At 68.5% G+C, this 26,368-nt stretch carries 24 protein-coding genes, 1 pseudogene and 2 riboswitches; of the genes and pseudogenes, 13 read left to right on the top strand and 12 right to left on the bottom strand.

Going from position 1 to position 26,368, the window contains the following annotated elements; genetic code table 11:
* The 3 genes from Q8814_RS12715 to Q8814_RS12705 all read right to left on the bottom strand — a co-directional run.
* The coding region (locus Q8814_RS12715; RefSeq protein WP_330152382.1) for an SAM-dependent methyltransferase at positions 1–320 on the bottom strand (320 nt) is incomplete at its 3' end.
* Complete coding sequence (locus Q8814_RS12710; RefSeq protein WP_330152381.1) at positions 317–967, bottom strand: precorrin-8X methylmutase; 651 nt, start codon at positions 965–967, stop codon at positions 317–319. The genes Q8814_RS12715 and Q8814_RS12710, both read right to left, overlap by 4 nt.
* A gap of 12 nt (positions 968–979) precedes the next feature.
* A complete protein-coding gene (locus Q8814_RS12705; RefSeq protein WP_330152380.1) occupies positions 980–2,053 on the bottom strand; it encodes a cobalamin biosynthesis protein CobG in 1,074 nt (357 codons plus the stop codon).
* A gap of 37 nt (positions 2,054–2,090) precedes the next feature.
* Positions 2,091–2,284: riboswitch (cobalamin riboswitch) on the top strand.
* Positions 2,285–2,337: 53 nt separating this feature from the next.
* On the opposite strand from Q8814_RS12705, the gene cobN reads away from it, so the two are divergent.
* Complete coding sequence (gene cobN, locus Q8814_RS12700; protein ID WP_330152379.1) at positions 2,338–5,958, top strand: cobaltochelatase subunit CobN; 3,621 nt, start codon at positions 2,338–2,340, stop codon at positions 5,956–5,958.
* A complete protein-coding gene (gene cobF, locus Q8814_RS12695; RefSeq protein ID WP_330152378.1) occupies positions 5,955–6,773 on the top strand; it encodes a precorrin-6A synthase (deacetylating) in 819 nt (272 codons plus the stop codon). Before cobN ends, cobF begins: the two co-directional genes overlap by 4 nt.
* Here cobF and Q8814_RS12690 read toward each other — a convergent pair.
* A complete protein-coding gene (locus Q8814_RS12690; RefSeq protein WP_330152377.1) occupies positions 6,721–7,236 on the bottom strand; it encodes an Rv2732c family membrane protein in 516 nt (171 codons plus the stop codon). The two genes, cobF and Q8814_RS12690, sit on opposite strands and share 53 nt — an antisense overlap.
* 151 nt (positions 7,237–7,387) lie before the next feature.
* Between Q8814_RS12690 and Q8814_RS12685 the strand changes: the two genes are divergently transcribed.
* The gene (locus tag Q8814_RS12685) at positions 7,388–8,281 is read left to right on the top strand and encodes an SDR family oxidoreductase (protein ID WP_330152376.1); all 894 of its coding nucleotides are present in this window, start codon (positions 7,388–7,390) and stop codon (positions 8,279–8,281) included.
* Positions 8,282–8,320: 39 nt separating this feature from the next.
* Here Q8814_RS12685 and Q8814_RS12680 read toward each other — a convergent pair whose 3' ends face one another.
* Positions 8,321–8,995: a Rid family hydrolase gene (locus tag Q8814_RS12680; protein WP_330152375.1), complete on the bottom strand. Its 675-nt coding sequence runs from the start codon at positions 8,993–8,995 to the stop codon at positions 8,321–8,323.
* A 25-nt stretch (positions 8,996–9,020) separates the two neighbouring features.
* Positions 9,021–10,240 (bottom strand): annotated as a pseudogene (locus Q8814_RS12675) (flavin monoamine oxidase family protein); the annotation flags it as partial.
* A 235-nt stretch (positions 10,241–10,475) separates the two neighbouring features.
* Between Q8814_RS12675 and Q8814_RS12670 the strand changes: the two are divergent.
* The 6 genes from Q8814_RS12670 to Q8814_RS12645 all read left to right on the top strand — a co-directional run bounded on the left by Q8814_RS12670 (position 10,476) and on the right by Q8814_RS12645 (position 15,693).
* On the top strand, positions 10,476–11,264 hold the full coding sequence (locus Q8814_RS12670; RefSeq protein WP_330152374.1) for an APC family permease: 789 nt from the start codon (positions 10,476–10,478) through the stop codon (positions 11,262–11,264).
* Positions 11,265–11,516: 252 nt separating this feature from the next.
* On the top strand, positions 11,517–11,720 hold the full coding sequence (locus Q8814_RS12665) for a hypothetical protein (protein ID WP_330152373.1): 204 nt from the start codon (positions 11,517–11,519) through the stop codon (positions 11,718–11,720).
* Positions 11,717–12,469 carry an IclR family transcriptional regulator gene (locus Q8814_RS12660; protein ID WP_330152372.1) on the top strand — a complete coding sequence of 251 codons (753 nt, stop codon included), beginning with the start codon at positions 11,717–11,719 and terminating at the stop codon, positions 12,467–12,469. Before Q8814_RS12665 ends, Q8814_RS12660 begins: the two co-directional genes overlap by 4 nt.
* 33 nt (positions 12,470–12,502) lie before the next feature.
* Positions 12,503–12,695, top strand: a riboswitch (cobalamin riboswitch).
* 88 nt (positions 12,696–12,783) lie between these two features.
* Positions 12,784–13,782, top strand: coding sequence for an ABC transporter substrate-binding protein (locus tag Q8814_RS12655; RefSeq protein ID WP_330152385.1), 999 nt, complete (start codon positions 12,784–12,786; stop codon positions 13,780–13,782).
* On the top strand, positions 13,782–14,831 hold the full coding sequence (locus tag Q8814_RS12650) for a FecCD family ABC transporter permease (protein ID WP_330152371.1): 1,050 nt from the start codon (positions 13,782–13,784) through the stop codon (positions 14,829–14,831). The genes Q8814_RS12655 and Q8814_RS12650 overlap by 1 nt, the downstream gene beginning before the upstream one ends.
* Positions 14,832–14,844: 13 nt before the next feature.
* Entirely contained in the window at positions 14,845–15,693 is an 849-nt protein-coding gene (locus Q8814_RS12645) for an ABC transporter ATP-binding protein (protein WP_330152370.1), read from the top strand.
* Here the strand turns inward: Q8814_RS12645 and Q8814_RS12640 are convergent.
* From Q8814_RS12640 to Q8814_RS12620, 5 genes are read right to left on the bottom strand one after another with little or no spacing between them, the layout of a single operon-like run.
* A complete protein-coding gene (locus Q8814_RS12640) occupies positions 15,630–16,265 on the bottom strand; it encodes a (2Fe-2S)-binding protein (RefSeq protein ID WP_330152369.1) in 636 nt (211 codons plus the stop codon). The two genes, Q8814_RS12645 and Q8814_RS12640, sit on opposite strands and share 64 nt — an antisense overlap.
* A 59-nt stretch (positions 16,266–16,324) precedes the next feature.
* Complete coding sequence (locus tag Q8814_RS12635; RefSeq protein WP_330152368.1) at positions 16,325–17,170, bottom strand: glycosyltransferase family 2 protein; 846 nt, start codon at positions 17,168–17,170, stop codon at positions 16,325–16,327.
* Positions 17,167–18,165 carry a glycosyltransferase gene (locus Q8814_RS12630; protein WP_330152367.1) on the bottom strand — a complete coding sequence of 333 codons (999 nt, stop codon included), beginning with the start codon at positions 18,163–18,165 and terminating at the stop codon, positions 17,167–17,169. The genes Q8814_RS12635 and Q8814_RS12630 overlap by 4 nt, the downstream gene beginning before the upstream one ends.
* Positions 18,162–19,253: a glycosyltransferase family 4 protein gene (locus Q8814_RS12625; RefSeq protein ID WP_330152366.1), complete on the bottom strand. Its 1,092-nt coding sequence runs from the start codon at positions 19,251–19,253 to the stop codon at positions 18,162–18,164. Before Q8814_RS12625 ends, Q8814_RS12630 begins: the two co-directional genes overlap by 4 nt.
* A complete protein-coding gene (locus tag Q8814_RS12620) occupies positions 19,250–20,320 on the bottom strand; it encodes a glycosyltransferase family protein (protein ID WP_330152384.1) in 1,071 nt (356 codons plus the stop codon). Before Q8814_RS12620 ends, Q8814_RS12625 begins: the two co-directional genes overlap by 4 nt.
* A 194-nt stretch (positions 20,321–20,514) precedes the next feature.
* Between Q8814_RS12620 and Q8814_RS12615 the strand changes: the two genes are divergently transcribed.
* Positions 20,515–21,093 (top strand): TerD family protein, encoded by a 579-nt coding sequence (locus tag Q8814_RS12615; protein WP_330152365.1) that lies wholly within the window; start codon positions 20,515–20,517, stop codon positions 21,091–21,093.
* An 87-nt stretch (positions 21,094–21,180) separates the two neighbouring features.
* Here the strand turns inward: Q8814_RS12615 and Q8814_RS12610 are convergent, their stop codons facing one another.
* Positions 21,181–21,831: a hypothetical protein gene (locus tag Q8814_RS12610; RefSeq protein WP_330152383.1), complete on the bottom strand. Its 651-nt coding sequence runs from the start codon at positions 21,829–21,831 to the stop codon at positions 21,181–21,183.
* Positions 21,832–22,098: 267 nt separating this feature from the next.
* Between Q8814_RS12610 and Q8814_RS12605 the strand changes: the two genes are divergently transcribed.
* From Q8814_RS12605 to Q8814_RS12595, 3 genes are all read left to right on the top strand, one after another.
* A complete protein-coding gene (locus tag Q8814_RS12605; RefSeq protein ID WP_330152364.1) occupies positions 22,099–23,388 on the top strand; it encodes an adenylosuccinate synthase in 1,290 nt (429 codons plus the stop codon).
* 62 nt (positions 23,389–23,450) lie between these two features.
* The gene (locus tag Q8814_RS12600) at positions 23,451–26,060 is read left to right on the top strand and encodes a LuxR C-terminal-related transcriptional regulator (protein ID WP_330152363.1); all 2,610 of its coding nucleotides are present in this window, start codon (positions 23,451–23,453) and stop codon (positions 26,058–26,060) included.
* Between the two features lie 42 nt (positions 26,061–26,102).
* Positions 26,103–26,368, top strand: a 266-nt coding sequence (locus Q8814_RS12595) for a winged helix-turn-helix domain-containing protein (RefSeq protein ID WP_330152362.1), incomplete at its 3' end; no start/stop codon positions are given.

Genomic DNA, 26,368 nt, shown 5'->3' with positions numbered 1-26,368 from the left:
TCGCACAACACCACCACGGTCCGGCCCGCATCCAGGTGTACCGCGAGACGCTCGGCACACTCGTCGTAGAAGTCGGCGATCGCACCGTCGTACCCACCGGGATGGCCGGTGGTGCCGGTGGTGACCGGATACACCAGCCGCTCCTCGATCACATCGTCCGGAATCAGGTCGGCGGCGATGGACCGCGCGATCGACCGGCCGTGGGTGCCCGAGTGATACGCGATCACGTCGGCCTCGGCCACCAGGCGGGCAGCCTTGTGGGTGACGAGTTCGGGGTCGCCGGGGCCGAGGCCCACGCCGTAGAGCTGTCCGACGGTCATTCTTCCTCCTGTGCAAGAGCATTGAGCGCCGACGACGCCATCGCGGATCCGCCACGCCGGCCCCGCACCACCAGATGCGGAATTCGGAGTCCGTGCTCGATCAGTGCGTCCTTGGATTCGGCGGCGCCGATGAACCCGACGGGCACCCCGACGATTGCGGCGGGCCGCGGCGCACCGGCATCGAGCATCTCGAGCAGATGGAACAGCGCGGTGGGGGCGTTACCGATCGCGACGACCGCGCCCTCGAGCCGATCGACCCACAGCGACACCGCCGCAGCCGACCGTGTCGTGCCCCAGCGCCGCGCGAGCTCGGACACCCGCGGATCGCGGAGCAGGCACAGCACGTCGTTGTCGGCGGGCAGGCGCTTACGGGTCACGCCCGCGGCGACCATGTTCGCGTCGGTGAGGATCGGTGCTCCGGCGTTCAGGGCCCGACGGGCGGCGGGCACGAGTTCGGGGTGGATCACCAGATCGCGCGCGAGGTCGGTCTGGCCGCTCGCGTGGATCATCCGCACCGCGACCTTCTCGGCTTCCGCCGGGATCTTCGTCAGGTCCGACTCGGTGCGGATCGTCGCGAACGACCGGACATAGATCTCGGCGCCGTCCGTTTCGTACTCGTAGCGGCGGGGTGGCGGGGAATCGATCACGACGAGCTCCTGTTACGTCGAACTGCGGGCGAAGACGAGGGTGTGTGGGGAGTGCGGTGCGCCGCAAGAGCGTTCGCAACCGACGACATGCACAGGTTCGTTCGGGAAGGGCGCCGCGGCGACACGGCGTGCGAGTGCTCGGGTATTACCCTCGGCGAGATTACACCCGGGTGCGCCCGTGCATGCGGTGACCCGGGACCACGCGGAATCGCCATCGAGCACGAACCCCGCGTTCTCCAGCGCTGCAGGATCAGCGGATGCGGGCAGCACGAGGCCCCGCCACGGGGTCACGACCACGTCCCGATGCGGCAGTGCCGACACCATAGACGGAGTCAGGATTCCCAGCGGTACCAGCACCGATACCGCCGAATCGAGCCTGCCGTAGGGCATCTCGAACCCGGCGACCGGGGGAGCGGCCGGGCCACCGCCGATTTCGCGTCCCGCGTCGGGTAATTGCCGCACATGCCACCGGCCTGCGCGCACCTCGGCGAAGCGCAGGGCCAGATCGATCAGGGAAGCGACGACGTGCGCCAGCGGCACCGTCGTTCCCGACAGAGCGCCGACGATCAGGCGAGCATTCCGGCTGTCGACCGCGATGGCAGCCAGATCGCACCGCAACCCCGCGACGTCGCCGCGGCCGTCGTCGAGCCCGAACAGGAACCGGCCCGGCAGGTCGGCGAGCACCGGCTCGGCGCACAGCGCGTCGTCGAGGGCGCCGACGAGCGGACGGATGTCGGCGAGCCCACCGCCGAGCCCGGACAGCGGTGACGCGACGATGTTGCGCACCCGCTCATGGGAGAGCGACGGCAGGAATCCCGCATCGGAAACAGCCCTGACCAGCCCGCGGGGCACGGTGCCGCGCTCGTCCACCGAAACGCCTCTGATCTGCAGGTTTCCTCGGGAAGTGAGATGGATGTCGCCGTCCCCGAACTGCCCGGCCGCGAGCGAGAGCCGATGGAATCCGCCGTCGGGCAACCGGCCGCCGGGCGCACGCAATCGCACCAGCGCACCATCGGCCGCACGGTGCGGACGCAGCACACCGGGACACCGATCCGGTGTGGATTTCTCGGGGGGAACGTCGACCATGGGCGCACATCGTTGCACACGCGGCGAAAAAGGTGCGCTACTCTCGGTCTGCCGTGGTGCTCGGGAAGCCGGTGAAAAACCGGCGCGGCCCTCGCCACTGTGAGCGGGTAGTTGTTCGCCCTCGTCCGTATCGGTCCGCCGGTGCGGAGACCACTGGAGCCAGCTCCGGGAAGGTCGGCCGAGCAGCGTCGATCCGTCAGCCAGGAGACCGGCCACGGCACGTAAGGTCCACGAGGGTTTTGGAGACTGAACATGGCTTGTGTTGTGCTGCTTCGGGTTGCGTCGTGACGCGCCTTGCGCTGTTGTCGACGTCGGACACCGACCTGCTCTCGGCCCGCTCCAGCGGCGCCGACTGGGCAGTCGGGAACCCGTCCCGGCTGGACCTGACCGGCGACGATCCGCGCGCTCTCCCCGCGCTGCTTGCAGGCGCCGACCTGGTGGTCGTGCGAATTCTGGGTTCCGCGCGTTCCTGGCAGGCGGGTCTGGACCGGGTTCTCGCACAAGGCGTTCCCGTCGTCGTTCTCGGCGGCGAACAAACTCCGGACGCCGAGCTGATGAGCTACTCCACGGTGCCGATCGGGACGGCCGCGGAGGCTCACCGCTACCTCGCGCACGGCGGCCCGGTGAACCTGGCCCAGCTGCATGCGTTCCTGTCCGACACGGTGCTGCTCGGCGGTGCAGGCTTCGACCCCCCGGCGGAACTGCCCGAGTGGGGCGTGCTCGAGCGGCCCGGCACCCCCGACGCGGCGCTGCCCAGAGTCGGCGTGCTGTTCTACCGCGCCCACCACACCAGCGGAAACGTGCAGTTCGCCCACGATCTGGCCGACGCCATCGATGCGACCGGCAAGGCCTGCGGCGTGGTCGTCCACTGCGCGTCGCTGCGCGGTGCCCCGGCCGATCTGCTCACCGAACTCGGCACCCTCGACACTCTGATCGTGACCGTGCTCGCCGCCGGCGGCACGAAGCCCGCGACCGTGAGTGCCGGTGGTGAGGACGAAGCGTGGGACGTCGGTGCACTTGCCGCGCTCGACATCCCGATCCTGCAGGCCCTGTGCCTCACCTGGAGTCGCGACAGCTGGGCGGAGTCGGACGACGGTGTCTCCCCGCTGGATTCGGCCACACAGATCGCGGTGCCCGAGTTCGACGGCCGCATCATCACGGTGCCGTTCTCGTTCAAGGAACTCGACGTCGACGGCCTGCCCCGGTATGTCACCGACCCCGAACGCTGCCGCCGTGTCGCGGGAATCGCGGTCGCGCACGCACGGCTGCGGCACGTTCCGCCGCCGCAACGACGCATCGCGCTGATGCTGTCGGCGTATCCCACCAAGCATTCCCGCGTCGGCAATGCCGTCGGCCTCGACACCCCGGTCTCGGCGATCCGGTTGCTGCGGGCCATGCGCAAGCAAGGTTACGACCTCGGTGACGGCTTCCCCGGGATGGACGTCGACGACGATGCCGAAGCGGGGAACGCCCTGATCCACGCGCTCATCGATGCCGGTGGTCAGGACGAGGAATGGCTGACCGCCGAGCAGTTGGCCGGTAATCCGGTGCGGGTCACCGCCGCTCGGTATCGCGAGTGGACCAGCGACCTGCCCCCGGACCTGACCGACGCGATGGTCGAGGCGTGGGGTGAGGCCCCCGGGTCGCTGTTCGTCGACGGTGACGGGGAGGGCAAGGCCGTAGTGCTCGCGACCCTGCGGGCCGGCAACGTGGTGCTGATGATCCAGCCACCCCGCGGTTTCGGGGACAACCCCGTCGCGATCTACCACGATCCGGACATGGCACCGTCGCATCACTACCTTGCCGCCTACAAGTGGGTCGAGCACGGCTTCGAGGCCGACGCCGTGGTCCATCTCGGCAAGCACGGCTCGCTCGAGTGGCTGCCCGGCAAGAACGCCGGACTGTCCGCGTCGTGCGCCACCGATGCCGCGATCGGAAACCTGCCGTTGATCTACCCGTTCCTCGTCAACGACCCCGGTGAAGGGGCGCAGGCCAAACGCCGCGCCCACGCCACCATCGTCGATCATCTGATCCCGCCGATGGCGCGCGCCGAATCGTACGGCGACATCGCCCGTTTGGAGCAGTTGCTCGACGAATACGCGAACATCGCGGCGATGGATCCCGCGAAACTCCCCGCAATCCGCGCCCAGATCTGGACGCTGATCCAGGCCGCGAAACTCGACCACGATCTCGGTCTCGCCGACCGCCCACACGACGCCGAATTCGACGATTTCCTGCTGCACGTCGACGGCTGGCTGTGCGAGATCAAGGACGCGCAGATCCGTGATGGTCTGCACGTGCTCGGCGACGCTCCCGTGGGCGAAGCGCGGGTGAATCTGGTGCTGTCGATCCTGCGGGCCGCGCAGGTGTGGGGCGGTAAATCGCATGCCGTACCCGGGCTGCGTACCGCACTCGGTCTGAAGCCCGAGGCGCCCTTGGCCGAGGTCGACGACGTCGAGGCGCAGGCGCGGTCGTTGGTGCAGGCCATGGAGGACCGCAACTGGAGCACCGAATCAGCGTCGAGCACCGTCGAATCCGTGCTCGGTACCCCTGATTCCGCGGTCACGCGGGTGCTCGAATTCGCCGCCGAACAGGTGGTGCCCCGGCTCGCACACACCACCGACGAACTCGACGCCGTGCTGCACGCCCTGAACGGCGGCTACATCCCCGCCGGGCCATCCGGGTCGCCGCTGCGCGGCCTCGTCAACGTGCTGCCGACGGGCCGCAACTTCTACACCGTCGACCCCAAGGCGGTGCCGAGCCGCCTCGCGTACGACACCGGTGTCGCGCTGGCGAACGCCCTGGTCGAGCGGTACCTCGCCGACACGGGTGAGTATCCGCGGTCGGTGGGCCTGTCGGTGTGGGGCACCTCGGCCATGCGCACCGCGGGCGACGACATCGCCGAGGTCCTCGCCCTGATCGGCGTGCGTCCCGAATGGGATCCCGAATCGCGACGTGTCCGGCAACTGACCGTGATCCCGCTCGAAGAGCTCGGCCGACCGCGCATCGACGTCACCGTGCGCATCTCCGGGTTCTTCCGCGACGCGTTTCCGCACGTCATCGGGATGCTCGACGACGCGATCCGGATGGTCGCCGCTCTCGACGAACCCGGCGAATCGAATTACGTGCGGGCCCACACCGCGCGCGACGAAGCCGAGCACGGCGACGCGGAGCGAGCGGTGCGGCGCATCTTCGGCTCCAAGCCGGGCTCGTACGGTGCCGGCATCCTGCAACTGATCGACAGCGGCAACTGGCGCACCGACGCCGACCTCGCCGAGGTGTACACGGCGTGGGGCGGATTCGCGTACGGGCGCGACCTGCACGGCGAACCTGCCGCCGAGGACATGCGCGCCAACTACCGGCGCATCGTGGTCGCCGCGAAGAACACCGACACCCGCGAACACGACATCGCCGACTCCGACGACTACTTCCAGTACCACGGCGGCATGGTCGCGACCGTGCGTGCCTTGACCGGCGACGATCCGAAGGCGTACATCGGCGACTCCACCACGCCCGACGCCGTGCGCACCCGCTCGCTCGGCGAAGAAACCGCCCGGGTGTTCCGTGCCCGGGTGGTCAATCCGCGCTGGATCGCGGCGATGCGGCGACACGGGTACAAGGGCGCGTTCGAACTCGCCGCGACCGTCGACTACCTGTTCGGATACGACGCGACCGCCGGTGTCGTGCAGGACTGGATGTACGAGTCCCTCGCGCAGAACTACGCGCTCGACGCCACCAACCAGCAGTTTTTGCGCGAAGCCAACCCGTGGGCGTTGCGCGGGATCGTCGAACGCCTCACCGAAGCCGCCGACCGCGGCCTGTGGTCCGAACCCGATCCCGAGACCATGCAGGCACTGCAGCAGGCGTATCTCGACGTCGAGGGGGATCTCGAGGACCGCGGATGATCGAGCGGCGACTGCGGCTCATCGGCATCGGCCCTGGAGGTCCCGACGACCTGACCGTGACCGCCGTGAACGCCCTGAACAGCGTCGATGTGTTCCTCGTCGCCGACAAGGCGCGAGGGGTGGACGATCTCGTGTCGGTGCGCGAAGAAATCTGCCGTCGCCACATCGTCGGTGACTACCGTGTGCTCACCGTGCCGGATCCACCCCGAGACCGGACGCCCGAACGATACGGCGCCGAGGTCCGCGACTGGCACGCCGCGCGGGCCGCGGTCTACGAAAAGGTGCTCTGCGAGGAGGTTTCCGGCGACGAGACCGCCGGTCTGCTCGTGTGGGGCGATCCGAGCCTGTACGACAGCACCATTCGCGTCGCCGAACGGATCCGCGACCGCGGGCTCCTGCGTATCGACTACGACGTGGTTCCCGGTGTCAGCAGCGTCCAGATACTCGCGGCGCGACACAAACTGGTACTCAACACGATCGGTGGACCCATCACGATCACCACCGGCCGGCGCCTGGTGGAGCACGCCGACACCGGTGCCGACAACCTCGTCGTCATGCTCGACGGTCACCTCACCTGCAGAGGCCTCGACGGCGACTGGAACATCTGGTGGGGCGCCGACCTCGGCACCGCCGACGAGGAACTCGTCGCCGGCCGGCTCCACGCGGTGCTACCGGAGATCGAACAGGCACGGGCGCGGGCCAAGGCCGCGCGCGGGTGGGTGATGGACACCTACCTGCTGCGCCGCGCCCGGCCCGGGCCGTTCACTGCAGGATCAGCTGCGGACGTGGTCGCGGATCGGTGGGGGACTTGCTGAGCACGACGGGCAACCACTGCGAGGTCATCACCATCATCACCACCCAGTTCAGCACCATGGCCGGGCTCGGCGCATGCGGGGTGCCGACGATCATCCCCGCCTGCGACCAGTAGCCGAACAATCCGAAGAACGACGCGAGGCCGGAACCGAGCAGGGCCGCCGACGCCAGCCGCCAGCGCCGCAGCGTCAGGGCCGCGATGGGGACCAGCACACCGAACACGACGGTCAGCGTCACGAACATGCGCATCGGCATCGACACCGGAGCATCGCCCCCGGACCAACCGGCCAGCACCGTCCACGACCACGCCGACGACGTCTGCGGCAACAGCAGCCCCACGATCAGCAGGCCGACACCCCCGGCCAGAACCCAGCGGCGTTTGCCGGCGTCGAATTCACCCGCGATCTTCTTCTCGATCCGGGCGAACTCGTTCCGATATGCCGACAGGTCCTCACTCACGCGCATGCCTCCTCGACTCAACGCACGAGGAGTCATTATGCGCCCTCGGCATGCCAGGGGCGAAAGGTGGTCACGACCGGGCCGAAGGACCCGTCGGGTGTGTGGTGCGTCCCGAGCGGGTACGGCAGGAAGCACACCCGACGCTCGGAGGATCCCCATGGCCGACCAATACCGCATGCAGCATCCGGGGGAGCAGTACCCCACCCCACCGCTCGACGACCAGCCGGAAATTCCGTACCCGGGACGCACCGCCGAGATGGTGTCGCAGCCCGATCACGGGGAGCGGACGTATCGGGGCAGCGGACGGCTCGACGGCCGGCGCGCTCTCGTCACGGGCGCCGACTCCGGCATCGGCCGTGCCGTCGCGCTCGCGTTCGCCCGGGAGGGCGCCGACGTGGTCCTGAGTTATCTCGACGAAGACGACGACGCGCAGCAGACCGCGGCCCTGGTCGAGGAGGCCGGACGACGAGCCATGCCGGTGCCCGGGGACATCCGGTCGGAGGAGTTCTGCCGCGGCCTGATCGAGACCACGGTGTCCGAACTGGGCGGAATCGACATTCTCGTCAACAACGCCGCGTATCAGCATCTCGTGTCCGGCGGTATCGCCGACATGACCACAGATCAGTTCGATCGCGTCATGAAAACGAACCTCTACGCCCTGTTCTGGTTGTGCAAATACGGAGTGGCACAGATGGCGCCGGGTTCGACGGTCGTCAACTCCACCTCGATCCAGGCCGCGAATCCGTCGCCCGGTCTGCTCGACTACGCCACCACGAAAGCCGGCATCGTCGACTTCACCAAGGGCCTGGCCGCCGATGTCGCGAAGAACGGCATCCGTGTCAACGCGGTTGCGCCCGGCCCGATCTGGACGCCGCTGATTCCGGCGACGATGCCCCGCGACGCCTACGAGCAGTTCGGCAAGGACACCCCGCTCGGCCGACCGGGCCAGCCGGCCGAGCTGGCGCCCGCCTACGTGTTCCTCGCGTCGCAGGAATCGAGCTACATCACCGGCGAGATCATCGCCGTCACGGGTGGTGTGCCCTTCACCTGAGGTCTGTCGCAGGCTCGTGCGCCGGACTCAGCGCGCCCATCAGCCGGCCGCCTCGTCCGACGGGTACACCGCGTCGACCTCGATCTCGACGAGCCATCCCGCGACGGGGAGGCTGCCGACCTCGAGCGCGAACCTGCTCGGACGCGCCGCGTTCCGCTCGAGGGGTGCCGCGGGTTCGGCGGTGCCCAAGGGCACCAGTTCGGTGTCTCCGGTCTCGAGGTTGGTGTTCGCGAAGAACTGCCGGTAGGCGCGGTTCCAGCCGGCATAGTCGGCGCGGTCCGTGCCGGGTTCGTTGTCGAGGAACACCCGCATCGTCGTGACGTCACCGAGCGTCAGACCCTGCACCTCGAGGTTCGCGCGAATGTTCTCGAGCGCGTTGATGCCCTGCGCTTCGGTCACCGTGACACCTTCCGGCAGCGCTCCTTCGGAGAACTGCGAGTCGATGTACGACTCCGGGGTGCCCTTCGGTGCGGACGCATTCGATGCCGACGGTCCCAGTCCGCTGGACTTGTAGACGCTCGCACCGGAACTGATCGTCACGCCCTGCGCGATCATCGGGTTCGCCTCGCCCGGCTCGAGAACCGCCTGCGCGACTGCGGCCGGTTCGCTGGGCGGCGTGTCGCCGTCGGTGTCGGACGCGCAGGCGGTCAGAAGCACTGCAGCGGTGGCCAGGAACGTGGTCGAGGCCGTGGTGCGGATGGTCGTGCGCTTCATGGTTGCTCCTGGAGATGAGTGGTGATCAGGCTGCGGCGACGCGCTGGTGCAGCGCGGTGACGACGTCGCGGGCGGAGGTGAACGCGCCGTGCTGCCAGACGATCGCGTTCGAGAGGTGATCGCCCGCGAAATAGATGCGGTCGACGGGCTTCAGCAGCAACTCGTACTCGGGGGTGGCACTGTCGCTGTGCCCGTAGCTCGCGCCCTTCCAGCTCGTCCAGGCGCCCTCGGAGTACTTCATCCGGCGCCAGCTGCCGGAGAACGACGAGGCGATGTCGCGGCCGTACTTGTCGCCGTGGATCGCCATGCCCTCGGAGACCACCTTGGCCAGACGTTGTTTGTGGGTGAGGGATTCGAACGCGAGGTGCCGCCTGCCGCTGGTGTAGTACCCGACGACACCGCGGTCCGAGCCGTAGTGGTCGTAGGGGAACATGATCTGGCTGATGTCCTTGTCGGTGTGGAGGCACCGCCGTAGATGCGGTCTTCGGTCTCCCACCAGCGGCGGGTGTACTCGATGCCGAGCTTGCCGGCCGACGCGGGAACGGCCGCGGTGAGGGCGTTGCGCACATCGGCGGGCAGGTTGTTGTCGAACCGGCCGATCAGATTGGGCGGGACCGTGCAGATGCAGTAGTCGGCGGTGATCGACTTCCGCGTGCCGTCCTGCGTGAAGTTCACCGTGACGCCGTCGGAGACGTTCTTCATGGAGGTCACCTCGGCGCCGAACTTGATTCTGTCGGTACCGATCCTGTCGCGGAAGGCGTAGTAGATCCGGTCCATACCGCCGACCGGGGTCATCATGATCGTCGCCTGGTCGTAGCCGAATTCGAAGCTGAGCTTGCGGCCCAGGCCGGAGCGGATGACGTCGGTCATCGCGAACGGTTCGGTCACGGTGCCGAAGTTCAGGCCCGCACCGGGTTCGTCCGAGTATCCGCGTCGAGAAGAGCCGATGTAGCGACCGTCGCTGGACAGGTCGCCGAAGTCGCTCAGGAACGACGACAGCGCTTCCTTGTCGTCAGGGGACAGGACGTCGTCGAGTGCGCCCCTCGACGCGGCCTTGTGCAGCAGTTCCGACAGGTAGCCGTAGGTATCGGCCTTCGCGGCGCGGTACTGGACCGATCGACCGGAGATCGGGGTGCTGCTCTCGTAGTTGACCAGGGTGTTCGCGTTCTGGTTGCCGAACGGCTGGATCTCGACGCCGAGTTCGTGACAGTAGTCGAGGGTGATGTGGCTCTGCGGAAGGCGTTCGGTGCCCGCGTCGTCGTTCGGAGGCGACCGTGGAACCGGCGTGCTTCCCGGCGGATACGGCGACGTAACGGTTCCGTGGCGGCGAATGAGAACTTCGCGGGCGGAACCGTCTCATTCATGACGACTTCGCGCGACCCGCACAGGAAATAATCCGGTAACACGACGTGGGTACGTTCTGCGCGCCGGTCCGAGCCTGCCGGCAAGGTTCGGAGGTGTCATATCCGAGACGTCTGCGTTGGCGGATGCGATCGCGCGCTCGTTCGCGCAGCAGGAGCCGGAACGCTCGGCGGTCTCACCGCTGCGTGCGCTCGGCCGCAGACAGCTCTCGGGTTGGGAGGTGCTCGCCCAGTCGGTCGCGACCACCGCCCCGGCCGCATCGATGGTGCTGCTTCCCGCGTTCATGCTCACCCACCACGCGCTGACAGCGGGCTTGGCCGCCATCATCGGGGCAGCGTTGTTCGTCACCGTCATCGCCTGGTGCACAACTCAGTTCACGCGTCGTATGGTCGCGTCCGGTGGACTCTATGCGTTCGTCGCGAAGGGGCTCGGTCCCCGTGCAGCCTTGGCCACGGGCGTCGCGATGACGGTGAAATACCTCGGCAGTGGCGCGTTGACGCTGTTCCACGGCGGTCAGGCGGTGATTGCGATCGCCGCCCAGTGCGGTGTCGAAATCCTCGGCCCCGCAGCCCTGGTGGTGTATCTCGGGATCGCGGCGGTGATCCTCACGGCACTGTTGCGCGGTGTCCGTTTCGCGGCACTGGCGATCCTCGTGGTCGAAGCCTGCTCGCTGGTCTTCATCGCCGGACCGATGGTGATGTCCGGTTCGGAATCGGTACCGATACAGCCGATTCCCGGCAATGGCACCTCGGGATGGGCTGCTCGTGGCTCGCGTCGGCGATGGCGTCCTCGAACCCGGCCTCCCGGTTGCTGTACTCGATGGGAGTCGAGGGTGTCCTGCCCGAGGCGCTCGGCGCCGCGCACCACCGACTGCGCACTCCGTGGGTCGGGCTCGTCACGGCCGTGACGGTCCTCGCGATCGGCGCACCGATCTTCGCGGCTGCGGGTGCCGTACCCGACTGGGTGGGTGTCACGCTGCGCGTCGTCCTTCTGATCGCATACATCATGGTGGCGGTCGCGGCGGTGGCGTTCCTCGCTCGTATCCGGGAACTGACTCCGGCAGTCGCCCGGGCGGCCCGCATCGCTGCCGCCGTCGGAGTGGTGGTCCTCGGGTTCATCGTGGGCGGGCACGCACTCGCGGGAGGGGCCCGGTCCGCTGGTGAGCATGATCGCGGTCGCGGCGGTCGCGGCGGGCTGGTACCACTACCTGCGCCGTTCGCGACCGGGAAACCTCGCCGACGTCGGGGTATTCGACAGTCCCGAGTCGGAGGACGTGCTTCCCGGTGCCGGTGCGTTCGCCGAGAACGGGCGCGGTCGCATGGCCCTGGTCGCAACCGATCACCCGAACGCGGTACGACGGTGAGCGTCCGGTCGACCGGTCAGGGTGGGCACGAGCCACGTGCCGTTCAGCGCGCACTCGCCCTGCTCGAGGCCGTCGCCACCCTCGGCGCGGGTGCATCGGCGCGTGACGTCGCGGCACTGACCAGGACCCCGCCCGCAACCGCGTACCGACTGCTCAACCTGCTCGTGGCCGACGGGTATCTGGTGCGGGTGGAGGACCTGTCCGGGTTTGCGCTCGGACGCCGGACCCGAGAACTGGCCTCGGCCGCACCGGCTTCCGTCGCCGACGTCGATCCGGGGCCGGTCCTCGAAGAACTTCGGACGCAGGTGCGGTACGGCATCTATCTTGCCTCCTACAGCGGGGGATGGGTGCATCTCGTCGACCGCGACCCCGACCACGAACTGGCCGGCGAGTCGACGTGGACGACGCACCTGCATGCCTCGGCGATCGGCAAGTTGCTGCTCGTGCAGCGACCCGAACTGATCGGGGACGGGCCGCTACGCCGCATCACCGACCGCACCAAGACCGAGCCCGCCGAACTGAGGACAGAACTGCGGTGTGTGCGGGATGCCGATGCCGCGCACGAGGTGGACGAGAGCCGGATCGGACGGACCGCGCTCGCGGTGCCGGTGCGCTCGAACGACGGCCGGGTCACCGGAGCGCTGACCGCTATCGGGCGCACCGGCCGGATCAGCGTGACCGATTCCGCGATCTGGGATCTGCTGCGGTCTTATGCGTCCTTGCTGCCGGGGTCGCGAACACCGTCCTGATCACGAGCGGCCCGAGGATACGAGCGGTCCATGCGCCCGGCGATCGAGGTCGGTCTTGTACTGTTCGAAGCGACGTAGGGAACACCGGTGTGAATCCGGGGCTGTCCCGCAACTGTCACCGAGGAGCGATCCCCCAACGCTCGGCCACGGCCCACCAGGGTTGGAAGGCCGGGGGAGAGCACTGATCCGGGAGCCAGGACACCTGCGCCGACCGATGTGAGACCACGAGGATGGACATGAACAATTCGATATTTGCCGCCCGTAGGGGGCGGCACACAGTGCTGCGCACCGGTATCGCCCTCATCGCAGCGACGATGGCGGTTGCCGGGTGCTCGTCGAGTGACACCGCTCCGGATCAAGTCGGCAGCGCCGTACCGGCATCGACGACTTATCCGCTGACCATCGAGAACTGCGGGCACAGTGTCACCGTCGACGCACCGCCGCAGCGCGCCGTGTCGCTCAACCAGGGTTCCACCGAGATCCTGTTGTCGCTGGGGCTGGCCGACCGCATGGTGGGCACCGCGACCTGGACGGACCCGGTGCGCGACAACCTTGCGGCCGACAACGCGCGAGTTCCGCGGCTGGCCGACAACAAACCGTCGTTCGAGGTTGTGCTCGGCACCGAACCCGACTTCGTGTCGGCGTCCTTCGGCGGCACGCTCGGCCAAGGTGGCGTGGCCGAACGCGACCAGTTCGATCGGCTCGGAGTGCCGTCGTACCTGTCACCGACCGACTGCGACGGCAAGAACGACGACGGTGTGAACGCCGACGGCAACCGCACCGAACCGCTCACGATGGACTCGGTCTACAAGGAAATCCGTGAACTCGCCGCGATCTTCGACGTGCGGGAACGCGGCGAAGGGCTCGTCGGCGAGCTGCGGCAGCGTCACGAGGCCGCGGCACACGAGATCGACGCCTCGAACGTGTCGCTGGCCTTCTGGTTCGCCGACACCAGCACCCCGTATGTGGCCGGCTGCTGCGGATCGTCGGGCATCATCACCGACTCGGTGGGCGCGAAGAACGTCTTCGACGACACCGGCAACGAATGGCCGCAGGTCAGCTGGGAGGCGGTACTCGATCGCGACCCCACCGCGCTGGTGCTCGGAGACCTGAGCCGCCGCAGCATCGCCGGTGACGCGCTCGACAGCAAGATCGAATTCCTCGAGTCCGATCCGGTGACCCAGCGGCTGTCCGCAGTGCGGAACAAGCGGTACATCGTGGTCAACGGCGCCGACATGAACCCGTCCATCCGCACGATCGACGGTATCGAGAAGGTGGCCGACGCGCTGCGCCGGTGGAACCGCGGAAGCTGATGGCCGTCGCGAAGACCCGGTTGCCCGCGGGCGGCAGCCGGGCCCCGGTCGTCGGAGTGGTTGCGGTGGGACTGGCGGTGCTCGTTCTGTCGATCGCCGTCACAGTCACCATCGGACCTGCGGATCTCTCTGTCGCGGACGTGTATTCGGTGATCTTCGACCGGCTCGGACTGTCCGACACGGCGATCAGCGCGATCCGTGAGGGCATCGTGTGGGAACTGCGTCTTCCCCGCACACTGCTCGCCGCGGTCTGCGGTGCCGGGCTGGCCGTGTGCGGCGTGATCATGCAGTCGCTGCTGCGCAATCCGCTCGCGGACCCGTTCGTCCTCGGTATCTCGTCGGGCGCCTCGACGGGGGCTGTGATGATCGCCGTGCTCGGTCTCGGCGGTGGCGCCGTGTCGCTGTCGGGTGGAGCGTTTCTGGGCGCGCTCGTCTCATTCGGGCTGGTCCTGCTGCTCGCAACCGGCGCCGGCGGCGGGACGTCGCGGGTCGTCCTCGCGGGAGTCGCGGGAACGCAGCTGTTCTCGGCACTGACTTCCTTCATCGTCATCTCGTCGGCCGACGCCGAACGCACCCGCGGTGTGCTGTTCTGGCTGCTGGGTTCGCTGGCCGGCGCCGACTGGAGCGACGTGATCCTGTGCGGCTCGGTGTGCGCTGCGGGCCTCGTGGTGTGTCTGGTGAAGGCCTCCGCGCTCGACGCCTTCACCTTCGGCTCGTCCACCGCCGCGACGCTCGGGATCGCCGTGGAACGCGTCCGGTTGATGTTCCTGGTGATCACCGCGCTCATCACCGCTGTCCTGGTCGGCGCGGCCGGCGCCATCGGATTCGTCGGGCTGGTCCTGCCGCATGCGGCACGATTCCTGGTCGGTCCCAGGCACAGTCGTCTGGTTCCGGTCACGGCGGTCGTGGGTGCGGTGTTCATGGTGTGGGTCGACGCGGTGGCCCGCACGGTATTTGCTCCGCAGGAGGTGCCGGTCGGAGTCGTCACCGCCCTGATCGGTGTGCCTGCCTTCGCGCTGATCCTGTTCCGCACGAGGAGTGCGCCGTGACGAGGAGAACGCTGTGACGCTGTCTGCAATGTCTTTGCGGTGGAGCCGCGGCGGCAGTCTCGTCGTCGACGACGTCACCCTCGACCCGGTACCCGGCGAAACGATCGGGCTCCTCGGACCGAACGGCTCGGGCAAGTCGTCGCTGCTGCGCCTGCTCGCCGGAGTCGATCGACCCGACTCCGGTGTGGTGACGCTCGACGGCACGGATATCCGGACACTCGGCCGGCGCACGCTGGCCCGACGGGTCGCGATGGTCGATCAACATTCACACACCGAGGTCGACATCCGGGTTCGAGATGTGGTGCGGCTCGGCCGTATTCCGTACACCGATGTGTTGGGTCGCGACGAAGGCGGGGAGGCTGCCGTCGAGTGGGCGCTCGCCGTCACCGGAATGACCGAGCACGCCGATCGCATGTGGCGGGCCATGTCGGGTGGCGAACGTCAACGAGCACAGATCGCCCGGGCGCTCGCGCAGGAACCCGAGGAACTTCTTCTCGACGAGCCGACGAACCACCTCGACATCCGGCATCAGCTCGACATCCTCGAGCGGGTCGCGGCGCTGCCGGTCACCGGATACGTGGCTCTGCACGACCTCAACCTCGCGGCCATGTTCTGCGACCGGGTCGTGGTGCTCGCCGAGGGACGGATCGTCGCGCTCGGAACACCGTCGGACGCCCTGACCTCCGAGCTGATCGAGCACGTGTACGGGGTGCAGGCGTCGCTGACCGATGACGGCGGTACTCCGGTGATCCGCTATCACCGCATCCCCACGTCGGCCGACGCTCGGCGTTCCTCCGCTCACGCGGGGGGTCGGGAAGGGAACACGCAGTCGCCGCACATACCTCCGCTCGGGGTGCGGTAGAACAGGCAGCAACTGCGACGCCGGCCGGTGGACCGATCGAGGCTCTCGCGCAGTCGAGGTTCGTCCAGCAGCGCGTCGACCAGCGGCGACGCGGCATCACCGATCATCCGGCCCGCACCGGCCAGTGCCGAGGCGGTGTTGCCCCACATCAGTCCGGGAGCGACGACGTCACCCCAAGCTGCGATCAACGGCCCGACCTGCCGATCGAGCACCTCGACGGCGGCCGACTCACCGAATCTCGGACGCTCGATGTGCAGGTGGGTGATGCTGCCGTCGCCTCGCCACAGCAGTTCGCCGGGGTCGAGCCGGATACACCTTCCGGACACGGCGACAGAGCCGATCGCGACCGACCACAACCGCGCCGCGTATCCGAAGAACACAGTGGACGCCGCTACCCGCATCTCCGTGGTGCCCATCCGTTCGGCGACGGCGGAGACGAGAGTGTTGCGGACATCGGTGTCGCGCAGGGTCGACGTGGGTTGCCAGTCCTCGCCGGAAACCGGTCCGGTGCTCACCGCGAAGTACGGAGTCAGTGTCGCGATTCGGGCGAGCAGAGCAATCGCGTCGGACATGCTCGACACCGTAACGGTGCCGCTGAACCCCGACGGTCCCCGCCCCGCGGTGCGGAGGGTCAGGACCGGGAAGAGGCCGACGGGATGCGCACCCACCGGCCTGTGGCGGTGTCGTATGCAATCAGACCCATGTCCTGGAACTCGTCCAGCCATCCCTGCATCGGCCACCAACCCCATCGGTGGTGGAAGAGCGCCGCGTTGGCCAGGATGTCGTCGAGGTGCTCGACCGGTGGGCTCGACACGGGATGGTGCTGATGGAAGGCGTGCGCGCCGCCGACCCAGGCCAGTCGTACGCCGGCATGAGCGGCCTGTTGCCCGAAATCGGTGTCCTCGCCGCCGTAACCGCAGTAGTCGGTGCAGAAGCCGCCGATGCGCCGCCACGTGTCGGCGCTTACCGCGAACGACAGCGACCAGAACAATTCGTGGTCGGTGCTGTCGCGGATCTCACCGTCGGGCGGGCACGGTCGCGCCGGATGCGGCGCAAGCGAACGGTCGAGACGGTCGAGGTCGTAGCCGCCGGGCTCCGGTGGGGGCAGATACGTCACCGGACCACACAGCAGAGCGCCGGAATATTCAGCGGTGGCGGCGCTTTCGTATCGAGCTGTCAAATCGGGCGCCGGGATGCAGTCGACGTCGAGGAACACCAGCAGTTCGGCGCCGCGGGACAGTGCGGTGTCCGCGCCGAGATTGCGGGCCGCGGCCACCGGGAGCCGCCCTGGGCCGGCATCCATCATCACCACCTCGGCGCGGGACCCTCCGGCAATGACGACGGCAGGCACCTCGGGATCGCCCATGGACACGATCACGTGCTCGTCGGGTGCCCGGCTGCTGCGGGCGATCCCCTCGAGTTGCCGCTGCAGGTGGTCGCTGCGATGCGCGACCACCGTGATCACCGCGACCTTCACGACTGCCGTCCCTGCGCGAGTTCGTCGAGAACGGCCGCGGCACGAGCGGCCGCACCCTCCACCCGCCAGCGTTTCCACTCGAGCGGATCGAGCCGGCGTGCGCACTCGATCAGTTCGGGCCACCGGCCGGGATCCGGCCATGCCTCCAATCCGACGGCGATCCCGGCAGCGTCGAGAGCCGTTGCGGTAGCGCGCTGTTCGTCGAAGGGGCGCGGTTCGGCGACGACCACGGCCGCGCGTGCGGCCGCCGCGATGTCCGCGACGGTGTTCTGACCGGCATGCCCGATCACGACGTCGGCCCCCGCGATCGCAGGCCACGGATCGTCGGACCACGGTCCGCCTGCGACACCGAGCCCGTCCCAACGGTATTCGGGGAACCGGGTCGAATAGTCCCGCAGGTCGTCCAGCGTGATCGACGATCCGCCGCTCATCACCAGTCTCCGCGGGCGGGCAGACCCCGACGACGACGATGCCGGCCGGCCGTCGAACCGGCTCATGCCGCCGACATAAGCCGTCTTGTTCGCGAACGGACGCAACCACTCCGGGTCGTACACCTCGCGCGACCACGGCGCGATCAGGTGATCCGCAGTCCGATAACACAGCGTGTGTGGGGGATCGGTGCGTTGCCCGGGCATCGCGAGCACCACGACCGGCACGCCGTGAAGCCGCGCGAGCAAGGTCACCTCCACCGACACGTCCGCCACCAGCAGACGCGGCCGGGCCTCGGTGATCCACGCGGACAGTGCGTTCATGCGCTCGCGCAGCCCCTCGTCGTGCCGGGGCACCCAGTGCAGGACACCGTGCGCGGTCGGGTCGTGTGCGGTGTGGACGGCGAGATCGTCGCGGGGGAGGGTCACCACGTCGTCGAAGGCGTCGGCGGCCGAGCCGAGCGGCGCCGACGACAGGGCCGTGACCGGACTGTCGACGTGCGCGCAGATGCTCGCCGCGCGGGTGCGGTGTCCGTGCCCGTGGTGATGGATGTAGTAGCCGATCATCGGACCGCACCCGCGGAGGAGAGCCGGCGGTACAGGTCGAGGTACGCGTCGACCATGGTCCGTTCCGAGCAGTGGTCCGCGGCGCGCGACCGGGCATCGGTCCGAGACAAGGCGACTGCGCGTGGCACAGCCGCCACGACGCCGTCGATGTCGTCCGGTTCGACCAGGCATCCGCTGCGGTCGTCGAGGACCTCGGGAATTCCGCCGCGGGCGAAGGCGACGACGGGCGTCCCGCACGCGAGGGATTCGGCCACGACCAGCCCGTACGGTTCGTCCCACCGGGGGGTGACGAGTGTCGCCGCCGACGATCCGACCGCGGCGGCGAGCGCGGATTGAGGCAGGTGCCCCAAGTACGTCACATCCGGGCCGAGCAGTGGCTCGATCCGGGTTGCGAAGTACTCGCGGTCGCTGATCGGCCCGGCGATCCGCAGCCGGTATCCGGCTCGGCGCGCGGCCTCGATTGCGACGTCCGGGCCCTTCTCGTGCACGAGGCGACCGAACCAGATGAGGTCGGGGCCACCGGGTCCGGCGGGCCAGGCCGTGAGGTCGACCCCGTTGGGCACGACGGCCACCGGTCCGGGTGTGGCGTGCTCCCACGCTGCTGCGGTGTGCCGGCTGACCGCGACGAAGGTGCAGGGGCAACCGCCCGGCACGGTCATCGCGGATTCGAGCCACGGCGTCGGCGGCGTATGCAGGGTGCACAGCAGCGGTGTGCGCAGCGCCGGGGCCATCGCGATGGGGAGGTAGTGCAGGCTGTGGTTGTGCACGATGTCGAACGATGCGGCGGATGGTCCGGCCAGCTCGAGCATCAGTGAGAGATAGGCGTGGTGGTCGTGGAGGAATGCTGTCGCGGGCATCGACACGTCGCTGCGGGCGAGGTCGCTGACGTCGAGCGTCGGCACTTCGAGGAACGCGGCGGGAAGGTCCGGATCGGATCCCGGTGCCGCGTACAGCGTCACGTCGTGACCGTCCTTGCCCAGCGCGTTCGCCAGGTGCCACACGTGAGCTTCGAGTCCGCCGGCGAAGGGTTGCCGGATGGGATGACGATTCGAGGCGATCAGGGCGATACGCAGGGGTCGTCCTCTCATGATCCGGTCTCCTGCAGTGCGCGTTCGTACACCGCCCGGTGCGCGCGGGCGAGTTCGCGGCGCTCGCACATCCGCTCCGGCCAGCTTGCCCTGGGAAATTGCCTGGTCTCGTACAGGGTTCGCACAGCGCGATCCAACGACCGCGGGTCGAAGCGTGTTTCGTCGAGCGTGTACACCCCGCACGGTCGTTGCTCACCGTAGAAGCCGCAACTCGGCGCGACCACCGCGGTGCCCAGATCGATGCATGCTTCGAGCCAGCCGGAATGAGTTCCGAACCGATACGGGAGGACGGACACCGACAGGTCGGCGAGATACTGCCACAGCTCGTCGTCGGAGAAATACGGGTGAACCCGGACGTCGACGTGCGAGTGCTTGCCGTACTCCAGAATTCGCTTCCCGGCCTCGGGGTTGTGCCAGTAGGGATTGTCGGCATCGAAGATCTCGTCGTGCACGTCGATCCGGAGTATCGCGTCCGGCAGGGTTCGCACGGTCTCGGTCAGAGTGTCGAGCACCGGAAACAGATCCATGTTCGCGCGCAGGCTTTTCGCGTGGACACCGACGGTGAAGGGACCGCCGCTCCGACGCGGTCGCTCGCACCACTCCCGTTCGACGACGTGGGGATGCGGCAGCACTGTCGCCTGTCGCCCCCACTGCGACCGGATTCGGGCGGCCGCTCCGGGGGTGAGAGTGATCAGCTCGCGGGCGGCGGGGATCAGAACGTCGAGTTGCTTGGCATGCGCCCCGGGGTCGCGATGGTGCGGGTTCCGCAGGTCGTGCACCGTGTACACGAGGGGGATGCCGTGGTCGTCCAGTTCCGCGACGATGTCCTGCAGTTGCTCCGGGCCGATCGCGTCGAAACCGAAGTGGATGTGGAAGACGTCGAACTCCGTGTGGTGTTCTGTGATCCAGTTGGGTTCGAGCATCAGCGGGGGCCACCAACCACCCGGCACCTTGCGGCCGTCGGCGGGAATCGGATCCGGCAGCCGGATTACGCCGTCGTCCCCGCCGGGGGAGGCGAGATGCCGGACATATACATGCGACGCAGGCACTGACGCGACGCGAATCATCACAGAGAACCTCCTCGCACCCGACAGGCAAATTCGTGGCCGGAGGCACCGACCTCCGGCCACGAACCGGTCAGCAGAGAAGTACTCACCCCGATTTTGTTCACACATGGGCGGGTAGGCGAGGACAACGTCCCCGTCGCCGGCCCCTGACTATGGTTGACGGTAAGCAACGAGGACCGACGGAAGGGACCGGCATGGGTGTCAGCTTGGCCAAGGGTGGAAACGTTTCGCTGTCCAAGGAAGCTCCGAACCTCACTGCGGTGGCGGTAGGGCTGGGCTGGGATGTCCGCGCTACTACCGGCGTCGACTTCGACCTCGATGCCAGCGCGCTCATGACGGGCGCCGACACCAAGGTGCTGTCGGACCAGCACTTCGTCTTCTACAACAATCTGCGCTCACCCGACGGGTCCGTCGAGCACACCGGCGACAACCTGACCGGAGAGGGCGAGGGTGACGACGAGGTCATCAACGTCGACCTCGTCGCGGTTCCGCAGAACGTACAGTCCATCGTGTTCCCGGTGTCGATTCACGACGCCGACGCGCGCAGCCAGTCGTTCGGGCAGGTGCGCAACGCGTTCATCCGCGTCGTCGACCGCGCAACCGACCGCGAGCTTGCGCGCTACGACCTGACCGAAGACGCGTCGACCGAAACCGCCATGGTCTTCGGCGAGTTGTACCGTCGCGGCACCGAGTGGAAGTTCCGCGCCATCGGCCAGGGCTACGCGTCCGGTCTCGCCGGCATCGCGCGTGACTACGGCGTCAGTATCGGCTGAGCGAAAACCGGTCGCTCACATCGACTTCGAGGCTCGCGACCCGGTGGACGCCCACCGTGTCGCGGGCATCGGTGCACGTGGCGTGCCTCAGCGCACGAGCATCCATTTCTTGTCGTGGCGGTAGAACGTCGACCGCTTCACGGCCCGGGGCCCAGGCACGCTGTCGCGGGTGAGGACCGCGGCCGGCGACCCGAGTTGCACGGCACGGCCCGCGAGCCACTTGTAGCCGCCGAACCAGCGCGGCCGGTCCACGGCGGCGCGCAAGCCCGGCAGCGCCGGTGTCGGTTCGATGCGGATACCCGGCACCGTTCCCGAGAACAGCCGGGTGTCGTCGACATACGCCTCACCGACCAGCGCGCCCTCCTCACCACAGACGAGGGCGCGGCCGACGAGGGCGATGCCCGCGTCGTCGCGGATGAGCGGGATCGGCTTCGCTTCGCCCTGCAGAGCGATCGTCGCGGCCTTCGACCCGGTGCGCAGCCCGTACGCCTCGGTCGCGGGAGTGCGCTGTTCCGGGACATACGCGAGCTCGATGTCGAGTCGCTCGGTGCGCATGAGGCGGGTCAGGGTCGCGGCGAACGCGGCATCGTCGCCCACGACGATCAGACGGGGATCCTCGATCGACTCGGCGTGGGCGAGCACCTCGTCGAAATCGTCCTTACCGGGCATGGCGGAAGCCGACAGCGCGGTCACGGGGGTGAGTGCCAACGGCAGCGGCACATCTCCACATCTGAGCACTACCGGGGTCAACAGATCTCCTCGCATGGTTCCATCGGGCGGCCATCGGGCTCCGGTCAACTGTAGTCGGAAGGCACCCGTGCGCGGCGCGACCCGGGGACGCGTTCGACCGGGGCGGTTCGGAGCACATCCGAAGTGTGGAGGGACGCCCGGACCGAAGCCGGGTGCGAGGTGGACTACACTGTGGTCCCGGCTGCTGCCCAGTTGGGGCAGGACCCTGCAGGCGGAACCGCCCGCACGAAGACACCTGCCTGAGGAGAGCGCGAGATGCCGGCAATCGTCCTGATCGGAGCCCAGTGGGGCGACGAGGGCAAGGGCAAAGCGACCGATCTACTCGGAGGACGTCTCCAGTGGGTTGTGCGGTATCAGGGCGGCAACAACGCCGGCCACACCGTGGTACTGCCCAACGGCGACAAGTTCGCTTTGCACCTGATCCCCTCGGGCATCCTGACCCCGGGCGTCACCAACGTCATCGGCAACGGTGTCGTCGTCGACCCGGGAGTGCTGCTCACCGAACTCGCCGGACTCGAAGAGCGCGACATCGACACCTCGCGTCTGCTGCTCTCGGCCGATGCTCACCTGATCATGCCGTACCACGTGGCCATCGATAAGGTGACCGAACGCTTCCTCGGCGCCAAGAAGATCGGCACCACCGGCCGCGGTATCGGCCCGTGCTACCAGGACAAGCTCGCCCGCGTCGGTGTGCGTGTCGCCGATGTCCTGGACGAGAAGATCTTCACCCAGAAGGTCGAAGCGGCCCTCGAGTTCAAGAACCAGGTGCTCGCGAAGATCTACAACCGCAAGGCCCTCGACCCGCAGCAGGTGGTCGACGAGGTCCTCGGCCAGGCCGAAGGATTCAAGCACCGCATCGCCGATACCCGCCTGCAGCTCAACGAGGCGCTCGAGCGTGGCGAGACGGTCCTGCTCGAAGGCTCGCAGGGCACGCTGCTCGACGTCGACCACGGCACCTACCCGTACGTGACGTCGTCGAACCCGACTTCCGGCGGTGCCGCGGTCGGCTCCGGCATCGGCCCGACGAAGATCACGACCGTGCTCGGCATCCTCAAGGCCTACACCACGCGTGTCGGTTCGGGCCCGTTCCCCACCGAGCTGTTCGACAACCACGGTGAATACCTTGCCAAGAAGGGCGGCGAGGTCGGTGTCACCACCGGCCGTGCCCGTCGCACCGGCTGGTTCGACGCGGTCATCGCCCGCTACGCCACCCGCGTCAACGGCATCACCGACTACTTCCTCACCAAGCTGGACGTGCTGTCCGGCCTCGACACCGTGCCGATCTGTGTCGGCTACGAGGTCGACGGGGTGCGCATCGACGAGATGCCGATGACGCAGACCGACATCCACCACGCCCAGCCCGTCTACGAGGAAATGCCCGGCTGGTCGGAGGACATCTCGCACGCCCGCACCTTCGAAGACCTCCCGAAGAACGCGCAGGACTACGTGCTGCGGCTCGAAGAGCTTTCCGGAGCGCACATTTCGTGCATCGGCGTCGGTCCCGGCCGCGACGAGACGATCGTGCGCCGCGACATCCTGGCCTGATCGGGCTGCCGGGCCGTCCCGGATATCCTGCCGGAGCCGCGGGGGCGGCTTAAACTCCGCACATGGACCGAGCGCAGCCGTTGATCCAGCGGCAGCGGGAGCTCGCAGCCATCACACGCGCGCTGACGACGGACGGCGAATCGCGTGGGGTGGTGCTCACCGGTGCGGCCGGTGTCGGAAAGACGACGCTCGCGCGGTTCGCCACGGGGTCGCTGCCGGGCACGGTCCGGTGGGTCGCGGGAACCGAATCCGCGCGCAGCATCCCACTGGGTGTCTTCGCGCACCTGGTCGTCGGTTCCACGACCTCCCGCGATCCCGTCAACTTCCTCGCCGCCGCCCGTGAGGCACTGCTCGCCGACGGCGACGATCTCGTCATCGGGGTCGACGACGCGCACCTGCTCGATCAGCTGTCGGCGACCTTCCTGCATCAGCTCGCCCTCGACGGAAAAGCCCGCATCGTCGCGACCGTGCGCTCGGGAGAGTCGGTGCCCGACGCGGTCACCTCGCTGTGGAAGGACGGCTACCTGCAGCGACTCGAACTGGAACCGTTCACCCGGGAGCAGAGCGTCGCCTACGTCGAATCGGTGCTCGGCGGTCCCCTCGAGGAGCTCAGCGCCGACCGCATGTGGGAGGCGTCCGGCGGCAACGCGCTGTTCCTGAAGCACCTGGTGGAGGGTGCGCTCGAGGCGGGCACGCTCAGCGACAAGCGCGGGGTGTGGCAGCTGCGCGGGCGTGCCGCGATCACCTCCGAGCTCGCCGCGCTGCTCGAATCCCGCATCGCGCAGCTGCCAGACGACGTCCTGCGCTGTCTGCAATTGCTGGCGTTCTGCGAACCCATCGATCTCGATGTCCTCGCGTCGGTCGCGGGGGAGGAATCGATCGAGGAAGCCGAACGCCGCGGCCTCGTGCGGGTTCACGAAGACGGCATCCGGCTCGAGGTGCGGTACGCGCATCCGCTGTTCAGCGAGGTCATCCGGCGCGGACTCGGGCGCGCCGCGGCCCGCCGGCTGCGGGGCATCCTCGTCGAGGCGCTGCAGAGTTCGGACCTGTCGACGGTGTCCTCCCGCATTCGCCTCACCGAGCTGGCCCTCGACAGTGATCGTCCGCCGGACACCGCCCTGCTGCTGTCGTCGGCGCGCTCGGCGATCGGGTTCGCCGACAGCGCGCTCGGTGAGCGGTTCGCCCGGGCCGCCGTGCAGCGGGGCGGTGGATTCGACGCGGCACAGTTGCTGGGCCGGACCCTGTTCTGGCTCGGCAAATCCGACGAGGACGAAGCGTTGCTCACCGAGTTCGATCCGGACGCGCTGGATCAACGCGAGCTCGCCACCTGGGGCATGGTGCGATTCGCGAACCTGTTCTTCGGCAAGGGCGATGTGGACAGCGCCGAGGAGGTGCTCGGCATCTTGCGTGAGCGCGTCACCGAACCATCGCTCGCACTGACGATCCGGGCACTCGGGGCGGGGTCCGCTGTCGCGCAGAACCGTCTTGCCGAAGGACTGTCCGAAGCGCAAGCCGTCCTGGCCCGGCCGGATCTGACGCCGTGGGCCGTCGAATGGGCGACGTACGCACAGTTGTGGGTGTTCGCGGTGTCGGGTAGCGGCGACATCGCGGGCGCGAGCGCGCGCAACGATGCCGTCGCCGGAAAGGTCGACGGTCTGTTCCGATACATGGCCGGACTCGCGTCCGTGCGGGCACTGATCCTCACCGGACAGTTCGATGCCGCGGAGCGCCGCGCGCAACGTTTCCTGGACAACGCGAGCAGTCTCGAATATCTGGCGTGGGGGCAGGCCAGCGTCGTCGTCGCCGACATGGAGCTTGTGCGCGGCCGGATCGCCGACGCGGCCCGCCGGCTCGAGCAGGCGGTCGCGGCGCTGTCGGTGGGACCGTCGACCAACGCCATCGCGTGGATCTTTCCGGCATATTATCCGCTGATCCAGGCATATTCGCTGCTCGGGCGCGTCACGGACGCGGAGGCGGTGCTCGACGCCGCCGAGACGCGATACGGCGGGCAGGTGGCGGTGCACCGTCCGCATCTCGATCTCGCCCGCGGGTGGGTGTTCGCGGCGCGCGGCGAGACTTCGCGGGCCGTGGAGCTCGCGCGGGAGGCGGCCCGAGCGGCTTCGGTGGCGGGGCAGTTCGGCGTGGAGGCGCTCGCGTTGCACACCGCGACCCGGTTCGGCGACAGTTCGGGCGCGGGGCGGCTCGCGCAGCTCGTCGAGTGCTGCGACGGCCCGCTCGTGCGGCTCGCTGCCGCGCAGGCCGCCGCGGCCGAATCCGGCGACTTCGGCGAACTGATGAGGGTGGCAGGGGAATACGAACGGATCGGCGTTCCGATGGAGGCGGCGGACGCCTACGCGCTGGCCGCGACCGCGGCGAAGAGGGCAGGTCATCGTGGATCCGGCCTGGCCGCCGCAGCAGCCGCCGATGCCTTGGCCGCTCGCTGCGACCACGCGTCCACCCCCGCGGTGACGGCGTCCGCACAGCCGCTGCCGCTGACCAGCCGTGAGCGGGAGATCGCGTCGATGGTTGCGGCGGGGCTGACCAACCGCGAGATCGCCGACCGGCTGGTGGTGTCGGTGCGCACCGTCGAGGGACACATCTACCGGGCGTGTCTCAAGCTCGATGTCACCGATCGTGCCCGTCTCGCCGAGGTGCTGCGTTCGGCGCGCTGACTGGCCTGCAACCACCAGGCCACCGTGCGGGATACTGGACCGGTGATTACGCGTGCGATAGGGGCCAGTTCGCTGGTCCGCGACCTCGGGAACTGGCAGGATCCCGGCGACACCCGCCCGGCGTACCGGGCGTTGGCCGACGGCATCCGACTGCTCGTCCACGACGGCCGTGTCCCCTTGGGTGTCGCGCTGCCCAGCGAACGTGAGCTCGCCTCGGCCCTGTCGCTGAGCCGCACCACCGTCACTTCGGCGTACGCGTCCCTGCGTGACGGCGGCTATCTGCACAGCCGGCAGGGGGCGCGCAGCAC

It is taken from the genome of Rhodococcus chondri (assembly GCF_036327435.1).
GTDB lineage: Bacteria > Actinomycetota > Actinomycetes > Mycobacteriales > Mycobacteriaceae > Rhodococcus > Rhodococcus chondri.
This window is presented reverse-complemented; position numbering and strand designations above follow the sequence as displayed.